Here is a 741-nt window from a genome sequence, read left to right as displayed (position 1 = left end):
GGCCAGGACGTCCACCACCGCAAGTCCGGCGTGTGTCACATCGCCGCCTCTGACGAGCGGGACGCTCTGCACCGCGCGCGGCGGCTGGTGAACCTCCTGTCCGCGCAGGGTGAGTTCGATCTGCGGGCGCTCGAGGGCGACCACACGGATCTGGCGGGGTTGCTCCCGGAGTCACCCAAGCGGGCCTACGACGTGCGCCCCCTCGTCCACGGCATCCTCGACTCGTCCGAGCTGGACGGGAGCACGACCTTCGAGGAGCTCCAGGCCAAGTGGGCGCCCAGCATCGTGGTGGGCTTCGGCAGGATGTCGGGCCGCACGGTCGGCGTGATCGCCAACAACCCGCTCCGCCTGGGGGGCTGCCTCAACTCCGAGTCGGCCGAGAAGGCCTCCCGGTTCGTCCGCCTGTGCAACGCGTTCGGCGTACCGCTCCTCGTCGTCGTCGACGTCCCCGGTTACCTCCCCGGGGTCTCCCAGGAGTGGGAGGGCGTCGTCCGGCGTGGCGCCAAACTGCTGCACGCCTTCGCGGAGGCGTCCGTCGCCCGCGTCACGCTGGTCACCCGCAAGATCTACGGCGGCGCCTACATCGCCATGAACTCGCGCGCGCTGGGCGCCTCCGCCGTGTTCGCGTGGCCCGACGCGGAGGTGGCCGTGATGGGCGCCAAGGCCGCGGTGGGCATCCTGCACAAGCGCACGCTCGCAGCGGCGCCGGAGGACGAGCGCGAGGCCCTGCACGAGCGGCTG

Annotated in this window: 1 protein-coding gene; it reads left to right on the top strand. The window is 71.9% G+C overall.

The genetic code is table 11. The features are described from left to right. Nucleotides 1-741, top strand: a 741-nt coding sequence (locus G6021_RS17550; RefSeq protein ID WP_277817958.1) for a carboxyl transferase domain-containing protein, incomplete at both ends; no start/stop codon positions are given.

The organism is Dietzia sp. CW19 (assembly GCF_014145265.1).
Classification (GTDB): domain Bacteria; phylum Actinomycetota; class Actinomycetes; order Mycobacteriales; family Mycobacteriaceae; genus Dietzia; species Dietzia natronolimnaea.
The sequence above is the reverse complement of the archived record's forward strand: the minus strand, read 5'-3'. Positions and strand labels throughout refer to the sequence as shown.